This is a genomic window from Mesorhizobium sp. M7A.F.Ca.MR.148.00.0.0 (assembly GCF_003997735.1).
Taxonomy (GTDB): Bacteria; Pseudomonadota; Alphaproteobacteria; order Rhizobiales; family Rhizobiaceae; genus Mesorhizobium.
The window spans coordinates 1-352 of record NZ_RZTB01000453.1 but is presented as its reverse complement, the minus strand read 5'-3'; the positions used below and the strand labels follow the sequence as shown (position 1 = coordinate 352).

General features: G+C 66.5%; 1 protein-coding gene. It reads right to left on the bottom strand.

Annotated elements, in window-relative coordinates; all coding sequences use genetic code 11:
* The coding region (locus EOB49_RS34915; protein WP_164781985.1) for an iron chelate uptake ABC transporter family permease subunit at positions 1 to 314 on the bottom strand (314 nt) is incomplete at its 3' end.
* Positions 315 to 352 lie beyond the last annotated feature (38 nt).

Sequence of the window (352 nt, the reverse complement as noted above, 5' to 3'; positions counted from 1 at the left end):
TTGGTGCCGATAGTGGTCGGCTCGGCCAGCGGGTTGCGCAGCACATGCTGCATGACGACACCGGCGAGACCAAGTGCCGCGCCGGCCAGCACGCTGACGGCGACACGCGGCAGGAAGGCATAGCGATACAGCAACTGCACGGGATCGGACGTGTCGGGGGCGGTGAGCGCCTGCCACCACAGGTGCGTCGGCAGAATATGGATGAGATCGAAGACGGTCAGCATCAGTGCCAAGCCCGCGGGCACGGCCGCCAGCAGGACAAGCGCACCGATGCCGTCGCGCTGTCGCCGCAGGAAGATTGCCTGAGCGATCATGCCGCTGCCACGAATTCGGCGAAACGCGCGGCAGCAGT